Here is a 7,420-nt window from a genome sequence, read left to right on the forward strand (position 1 = left end):
GCGGGTCAGCCCAGAAATGTCAGCCACATCCAGATGCTGAGCACCGAGGCCCCGGTTGCCAACAACACCGACGAGGCCGCCACCCGTTTGGCGCGGCCATAGAGATCGGCAAAGATATAGGCGTTGATGCCCGGCGCCATGGCCGCGGTCAGCACGCCAGAGCGGAACAGGTCCTGCGGCAGAGACAGGGCGGTGCCGAAACTCCAGACCAGCGCCGGATGCAATAGCAGCGAGATGGCGCAGACAAGGGCGATGGTGCGCATGTCACCTTCGGGCCGGTATTGCACCAGAACGCCGCCCATCGCAAACAGCGCCACCGGAAGGGCGGCGCGGATGATCAGTTGCAGTGCATCCTCGACAACACCGGGCATGCTGAGTCCGGTGAAGTTGAACGCAAAACCAAGCCCGATGGCGATGATCAGCGCGTTGCGGAACATCGCGCGCAGAACCGCTGTCACGGTTTTTCGCCCGCCATTGCCGCGATTTCGGATGATTTCCATCACCGTGATGCCAAGGCCGTAGCAGAAAGGCGCGTGGATCGAGACGATGGCATAGTTGCCCGCAAGACCTTCGGGCCCATAGGCGCGCTCGGTAATCGGGATGCCCAGCATCAGCGAGTTCGAGAAGAGGCAGCAGAACCCGATGGCGACGCAATCCTCCCATGGTCTTTGAAAGAGGATACGGGCCCCCACAAAACCCGCTGTGAAACACAGCGCAGCCGCCAGGTAGAAGCTGACCATCAGATTGGGGTTGAAACTGCTTTGCAGGTCCAGCGTGGCGATGGCGTGAAACAGCAGGCAGGGGATCGCGAAACCGGTCGCAAAGCGCATCAGCGCATCGTTATGGGCCTGCTTGATATAGCCCACGCCGGTGGCGACATATCCCGCGCCGATGACCAAAAAGACCGGCAGGATAACAGTGCCCAATGTGTTCAGCATGACGGGTCTGCCGACATGCAGGTCATATCAGAGAGCCATTTCGATCACCATCCCGTCATAGGCGGGGGTGATATGATCAGGGGTTTCGGCATCGACCGTGTCATAGTCCAGGTCGATATGCATGTTGGTCAGGATGGCGCGCTTGGGTTCCGCGCGCGCGATCCATTCCAGCGAGCGTTCCAGATGGGCATGGGTCGGGTGCGGGTTACGGCGCAGGGCGTCCAGCACCCAGATATCCAGATCGCGCACCGCGTCCCAGGCCTCCTCCGTCATCTCCGAGACATCAGGCAGGTAGGCGAGGCCATGGATGCGGAACCCCAGCGCGTCGATACTGCCATGGCCAACCTGAAAGGGCCGGAACGGGATCGGGCCGCCCGGGCCGTCAATCTTGAACGCGCCATCGATGGTCTTGAGGTCAAGGATCGGCGGATAGGGGGAGCCTTCGGGCTGCACGAACGCATAGCCAAAGCGGCCGAGCAGGGCGTTCTGTGTATCGCCATCCGCCCAGACCGGCACCCGCGCGCGCATGTTGAACACGATCATGCGCAGATCGTCGATCCCGTGCACATGATCGGCATGGGAATGGGTATAGACCACGGCGTCCAGTCGCCCGGTGCCGCTGGTCAGCAATTGGTTGCGCATATCCGGGGCAGTGTCGATCAGGACGGTCGTGGTGCCTTCGGCCCCGACGCGTTCCACCAGCATCGAGCAGCGTTGCCGCCGGTTGCGCGGGTTTTTCGGGTCGCAATCTCCCCAAAGGCCGCCCAGCCGCGGCACACCTCCCGACGAGCCGCAGCCGAGGATCGTGAAACGCAGCGTGTCACTCATGCAGCGGCCTTGAATTGCGCGGCTTTGGAGAACAGGCGATCGAAATTCTGCTGCGTCTGTGCGGCGAAATCGGCGTAGTCCAGTCCGAAGAGCTCGGCCCCGACCCGCGCGGTATGTGCGGTGAAGGCGGGCTCATTGCATTTGCCGCGATGGGGTGGTGGAGCAAGATAGGGCGCGTCGGTCTCGACAAGGATACGCTCGACCGGGGCAGCGGCGAAAATGTCGCGCAAGTCCTGGCTTTTGGGAAAGGCGGCGATGCCCGACATCGACAGGTAAAAGCCCAGATCCAATGCCGCGCGCGCCAGTTCCGCAGTAGAGGAAAAGCAATGCATCACGCAGGTATAAGGCGCGTTGCGGTGTTCCTCGGCCAGAATGCGGGCCATATCGTCATCGGCGGCGCGGGCATGGATGATCAGCGGCAGGCCGGTGCGTTGCGCGGCCTCGATATGGAGGCGCAGCGACTGTTTCTGAACCTCTGCCGAGTCCGACGTATAGTGATAATCCAGCCCGGTTTCGCCAATGCCCACGAATTTCGGATGCACGGAGAGCGCAACCAGTTGGTCAACCGTGACCATCGGTTCCTCGGCGACGCTCATCGGATGGGTGCCTGCGGCGTAGAAAACCGGCGCGTGAGTCTCGGCAATGGCGCGCACATTGGGCTCGTTGCGCAGCTTGGTGCAGATCGTCACCATGCGCGTCACGCCCGCCTCGGCGGCGCGCGCGACAAACTCGGGCAGCTTGCCCTCGAAATCGGGAAAATCGAGGTGGCAATGGCTGTCGGTAATCTGGGGGATCGTGTCGTCGTTCATCCGGTCTGGCCAACGGTTTCCTGCATCTTGAAAACCGTATCTAGGACAAGTGCTGCGGGGTCAAGGTTGACCGCCTGACCATGTCGTGCGCGGGCAGAAACCGTTGCTGCCGTTTGGGCCCAGGCGCGCCCGGCGTAGGGCGAGGCGGCAAGCCGCGCCAGCACCTGTGCCTCGCCATGAGCGGCCTCGGGCGCGGGCGGCTGGCCGCTGGCGCCGGTGCGCGCCAGACGGTTGAGCGCGATGTCGATCAGGGTCAGCAGCAGTTCGAACCGCTCTGCCGCGCCGCGCTGCGCGCTGGCCTCGGCCAGCGCCAGGGCGCGCTGACGATCAAGCCAGGGCAGGGTGCCCAGGATGGCGATCAACTCCTCGTAGATGCGCAGCCCGTCGAGATTGATCAGCCTGAGCGCCGCACCCACCGAACCTGCCGCGAGCGCCGCAAGGTGGCCGGCGTCAGAGGGCGCATCGGCCCCGGCCTGCGTCAGCGCGGCCTGCATATCACCAGGCGAAAGCGGGTGTAGCCGCAGGGTCCGGCAGCGCGAGCGGATCGTCGGCAACAGCCGCGAGGGTTGGTGTGAGATCAGCAACAGAGTGGTACGTGCTGGGGGCTCTTCGAGCATCTTCAGCAGCGCGTTGGCAGCACTTGTGTTCATCTCGTCAGCGCTGTCGACCAACACCACGCGATGGCCGCCATCGGCTGAGGACAGGCCAAAGAACTTGCCCAGCCTGCGAATGTCATCAACCACGATCTCGCCCCGCAGGCGTTTGTTGTCATTGACCGAGCGGGTCACCGAGGCCAGACCGGGTTCGGCCCCGGCCAGCATACGCCGCGCCACCGGATGTTCGGGATCAACGGCCAGCGAGGCGGGAGGTGGCGGCGCGCCAAACAGCCCGTCCTCCTCAGCGGGCGGCGTGGCCAGAAGGAATCGCGCGATCTGCCAGGCGAGCGTGGCCTTGCCGACGCCGTTTGGCCCGGTGATCAGCCAGGCGTGGTGCAGGCGGCCCGCGTTGAACGCCTCCAGAAACGCCTGCTCGGCCTGCGCATGACCAAAAAGCACCTGCGTCTCGCGCGGGTGTGGCGCGCCGGGGGCCTGATCAGGGGAGGGGAGATCGTCGCTCATGGTATGATCTTTACAGCGCTTTCAGCACGATGTCCGCCACATCCTGCGCCACCACATCCAGATCGCGATTGCCATCGACCACCCGGAAGCGGTCCGCGTATTCCTGCGAAAGATCGAGAAAGCCCTGTCGCATGCGTTTTTGCAGCTCCGGTCCGAAATCCTCGAACCGCTCTTCGCTGCCCTGCCGCCCCTTGGCGCGGGCCAGGCCGGTCTCGGGGTCCATGTCGATCAGCAGGGTCAGGTCCGGCTCGCGCCCGATCATCAGGTCATGCAGTTGATCCACCAGCGCCCGCAGATCGCCGCGCGAGAGGCCCTGATACATGCGGGTGCTGTCGGCAAAGCGGTCGCAGATTACGATCTGCCCCGTTTCCAGCGCGGGCAGGATGGTGCGTTCCATATGGTCGCGCCGGGCGGCGGTAAATAGCAGGATCTCGGTCTCTGCCGACCAGCGGTCGGGGTCGCCTTCCAGCACCAGACGCCGGATTTCCTCCGCCCCGGCTGACCCTCCGGGTTCGCGCGTCAGCAGCACTTCGCGGCCCTGCGCCCGCAGCACATCCGCCAACAGCCGCGCCTGCGTCGATTTTCCGGAACCGTCGATGCCTTCGAAGGTCAGGAACAGGCCCCGCGCCGTCACGAAGACCCCGCGGGTGCGTTGACGAACTGGTCAAACAGCATCAGCCCGGCCGTTTTCAGGCGGATAACGAACCCGCCCAAAGGCACGTCCTGTGCAGCCACCAGCGGGCGGCGAATCTCGGGCAGTTCCTCGGGTTTGATGATCAGTTCCGCCAGTTGCTGGCCTTTCTTGATCGGGGCGTTGATCGGCCCGTCATAGACCACCTCGGCGGTGATTTCCTTGTCGCCCAGCACCGGGATCAGCAGGCTCAGATCCTCGCCCGGCACCAGATCTACGGATCCCTGAGCGCCCATCCAGACTTGTGCTTGGGCAACCGCTTCGTCGCCTTCTGCGAGGGTTTTTTCAACGAAGTGGCGAAACGACCAGTTAACGATGGCCTCAGCCTCCTCTGCGCGCTTGGCAGTCGAATCGAGGCCTGTGATGACAAAGATCACCCGGCGGTCGCCCTGTTTGGCCGACCCGACCAGACCATATCCCGCCTCTTGTGTATGACCTGTTTTCAGGCCATCCGCACCGATCCCGAGCTTGAGCAGCGGGTTGCGATTGTTCTTGTTCGAGGGTGCGCGACCATCGAATTCGAACGCCTCCTCGGCAAAGAGCGGGTAATATTCCGGGAAGTCCGTGATCAGCCGGTTCGCCAGCACCGCCAGATCATGCACCGACATCCGGTGCCCGGCAGCGGGCCAGCCATTGGAATTAGCGAAATTGGAATTGTCCATGCCGATCTGTTCGGCCCGCCTGTTCATGTAGCGGGCAAAGCCGGCCTCGGTCCCGTCGGGGCTGAGCGCCTCGGCGATCACCACGCAGGCATCGTTGCCCGACAGCACGATGATCCCGCGCAGCAGATCCTCGACCCGGACCCGGTCCTGCGTGTTGAGGAACATGGTCGAGCCGCCATAGCTCATCGCGTGTTCCGAGACTGGCAGTTTCTCATCCAGCGTCAGACGCCCGTCGCGCAGCGCCTCGAAGGCCACATAAAGCGTCATCAGCTTCGACATCGAAGCGGGCGGCAGGGCTTCATCCGCGTTTTTTGACAGAAGCACCGTGCCGGTGCCCTGATCCAGCACGTAGGCCGCGTTGGCAGAGGTGTCGAACGCGCTTGCGGGCAGACCGGCAAGCGCGAGGGTCAGGGCGAGGGCGGTGGATCGAAGATGGGCCAGCATCGGTCTGATCTCCTTTATCTTGTCACGATATAGGCGTCTGAAAAGCCGGTCTCCTTGACCTTGTTCAAGAGCGCCGTGCCTTCCGATTTACTGTCGGCAGGTCCCACGACGACCCGCCAGAATGTCTTGTCGCTTGCGTTTTCCTCTAGAACCGAAGGGGTCATCCCGGCGCTGCGCATCTGGTTGGCGGCGCGGTTGGCATTGGCCTCGACGCTGAAGATGCCGATCTGCACGTAAGACGCCCCCGGATTTGCGGCGGGTGCGGCTGCGGCAGGTGTTTCCGGCGCCGCATCGATCGCAGCGGCGGCGCCCGCGATCGGGTCCAGTTCGGTTGCGGTGATCTCTTCGGTGATCTCGACGGTTTCGACCTCGGTAATGTCTTCTTCGATCACCGGCTCAGGCTCGACCACTTCCTTGCGCAGCGCGATCACGCTCAGCTCGACCGGGGCACCGGCCAGCATGCCCAGAGATTCGGCCGCGTCCGAGGAGACCTGCAGGCGCGGGCCGGGAATGTCGCGCTCGCGCCGGAACAGCGCCCCGACAACGGATTTGCCATTGGCGGTATTGGTGATGATCACCCGTTCCGGGTCGGTTGCATCGGGATGCGCAACCCAGACCCCGCCCAGCGACGGTCGCCCGTCCCAGAGTCCGGCCTCGCTGGCCTGAAACACCTCGGGCGCCTCGACGTCGCGTTCGATGGCCTCGGAGCTGTTGGATTTGCTGGTTTTCGACGAATTCTTATTTGAACCGAACCAGGGGAAGCCCGATCTTTCTTCGGAGGCTACTGGTTCCGAAACCACATTACCCGAAGTCTCTTCGCACCCCGCCAGAGCAGCCAGCGACAGCACAAGCAGGGCCGGACCAATAAGGGGCCTGCGTTTCACGATTGCTCGAACCATGGTCATATTCCTTGCCTGAGTCCGGCCGCCTGGGCGGCCCGGTGCCGGTTGTCCGGTCATTCTATGGTCAGGGCACAATCCCCGTTGCGGCGGATCATAGCCTGCGGGTTTGTCCAATGAAAGACCGCAGACCAGACCTCGGCAAGTTTTCCCGCTTTTTGCTTGCGCGTTCTGTTGTGACAAACTAGATCACCAGCCCAGCGGGGAGGTGGCAGAGTGGTCGAATGCGGCGGTCTTGAAAACCGTTGAACGTGAGAGCGTTCCCAGGGTTCGAATCCCTGTCTCCCCGCCACGATATCAAGTGCTTACATGGTGTGTACTGATATCTGCCTGCCCTAAAGAGATCGCGGGTTTCCATAGAGTTTCCCAGAGTCACGTTCTGTTCCTGTTCAGATCCCTGAGATTCTGGACCTGCTTGGCAAGCCACTTTTGGCTGGCCCCTTGAGGTATTGGTGAATCGTCGACAGGCTTTCGTGACCGGTGAGGCCCGCAATGCTGGCCCGTTCATCCGTTTTCGACAATCCCGCTGGCAGCGCTCTAGCGCAGACCTTGCAGGCTGTATGCCTCCAGCCGGAGCGATTTCCTTTCGGTCCTAACGATCTTTGCAGTTTGCCATAGTTGAGCTCGTGCCCATACTCATCGCATAGAATGAAGCGAGTGCTTTGGCGTTGGGCATCCTGTCCGGCGCGTTTTAGGTATCGCGTTGGTTTCGCATCCTAGCGGTGATCAATGATTGTCGTCGTGAGAACCCTTGCTGCCCTCACAGGCTGACGCCAGATTCGCGCGGCACGGTGGACAGGTGCGTTAGCCCTACAACGGCGGGTTAAATCTTTTGACCCGCATCGCCCGGCGGCGTTCCCAAGTCAACTGTCAGAACAGTTGAAAATGGCTTTGTTGCACAAATCGCCTGAGGGGATTCATCTCGTGAATCCAGCGTGATAGCTGGATGTTATGAGCAGTTGGTCCCCTACGACGTATAAGACCAGGAACTGGCCTTCGTACAACACAGCGCTGAAGCAGCGCGGTTCATT

Annotated in this window: 7 protein-coding genes and 1 tRNA gene; 1 reads left to right on the forward strand and 7 read right to left on the reverse strand. The window is 62.5% G+C overall.

The features are described from left to right. Positions 1-5 precede the first annotated feature (5 nt). From AB1E34_RS05995 to AB1E34_RS06025, 7 genes are read right to left on the reverse strand one after another with little or no spacing between them, the layout of a single operon-like run. Positions 6-938, reverse strand: coding sequence for an AEC family transporter (locus AB1E34_RS05995; RefSeq protein ID WP_372571425.1), 933 nt, complete (start codon positions 936-938; stop codon positions 6-8). A 27-nt stretch (positions 939-965) separates the two neighbouring features. Next, positions 966-1,766, reverse strand: coding sequence for an MBL fold metallo-hydrolase (locus tag AB1E34_RS06000; RefSeq protein WP_372571426.1), 801 nt, complete (start codon positions 1,764-1,766; stop codon positions 966-968). Next, entirely contained in the window at positions 1,763-2,575 is an 813-nt protein-coding gene (locus AB1E34_RS06005; protein ID WP_372571427.1) for a TatD family hydrolase, read from the reverse strand. Before AB1E34_RS06005 ends, AB1E34_RS06000 begins: the two co-directional genes overlap by 4 nt. Continuing rightward, positions 2,572-3,693 carry a DNA polymerase III subunit delta' gene (locus AB1E34_RS06010; protein ID WP_372571428.1) on the reverse strand — a complete coding sequence of 374 codons (1,122 nt, stop codon included), beginning with the start codon at positions 3,691-3,693 and terminating at the stop codon, positions 2,572-2,574. Before AB1E34_RS06010 ends, AB1E34_RS06005 begins: the two co-directional genes overlap by 4 nt. A gap of 10 nt (positions 3,694-3,703) precedes the next feature. Further along, entirely contained in the window at positions 3,704-4,327 is a 624-nt protein-coding gene (gene tmk / locus AB1E34_RS06015) for a dTMP kinase (RefSeq protein ID WP_372571429.1), read from the reverse strand. Further along, positions 4,324-5,490: a D-alanyl-D-alanine carboxypeptidase family protein gene (locus tag AB1E34_RS06020; RefSeq protein ID WP_372571430.1), complete on the reverse strand. Its 1,167-nt coding sequence runs from the start codon at positions 5,488-5,490 to the stop codon at positions 4,324-4,326. The genes tmk and AB1E34_RS06020 overlap by 4 nt, the downstream gene beginning before the upstream one ends. A gap of 14 nt (positions 5,491-5,504) precedes the next feature. Next, positions 5,505-6,389 (reverse strand): SPOR domain-containing protein, encoded by an 885-nt coding sequence (locus tag AB1E34_RS06025; protein ID WP_372571431.1) that lies wholly within the window; start codon positions 6,387-6,389, stop codon positions 5,505-5,507. A gap of 202 nt (positions 6,390-6,591) precedes the next feature. On the opposite strand from AB1E34_RS06025, the gene AB1E34_RS06030 reads away from it, so the two are divergent. Further along, positions 6,592-6,681, forward strand: a tRNA-Ser gene (locus AB1E34_RS06030). The last annotated feature ends 739 nt before the right edge of the window (positions 6,682-7,420 follow it).

Origin of the sequence: Ruegeria jejuensis, assembly GCF_041537905.1 — a bacterium.
Classification (GTDB): Bacteria; Pseudomonadota; Alphaproteobacteria; order Rhodobacterales; family Rhodobacteraceae; genus Ruegeria_C.

Coding starts and splice junctions, on each gene's coding strand:
- AB1E34_RS06020 (WP_372571430.1), bottom strand. CDS start 5,490: ATGCTGGCCCATCTTCGATCCACCGCCCTCGCCCTGACCCTCGCGCTT.
- AB1E34_RS06010 (WP_372571428.1), bottom strand. CDS start 3,693: ATGAGCGACGATCTCCCCTCCCCTGATCAGGCCCCCGGCGCGCCACAC.
- AB1E34_RS06025 (WP_372571431.1), bottom strand. CDS start 6,389: ATGGTTCGAGCAATCGTGAAACGCAGGCCCCTTATTGGTCCGGCCCTG.
- AB1E34_RS06005 (WP_372571427.1), bottom strand. CDS start 2,575: ATGAACGACGACACGATCCCCCAGATTACCGACAGCCATTGCCACCTC.
- AB1E34_RS05995 (WP_372571425.1), bottom strand. CDS start 938: ATGCTGAACACATTGGGCACTGTTATCCTGCCGGTCTTTTTGGTCATC.
- AB1E34_RS06000 (WP_372571426.1), bottom strand. CDS start 1,766: ATGAGTGACACGCTGCGTTTCACGATCCTCGGCTGCGGCTCGTCGGGA.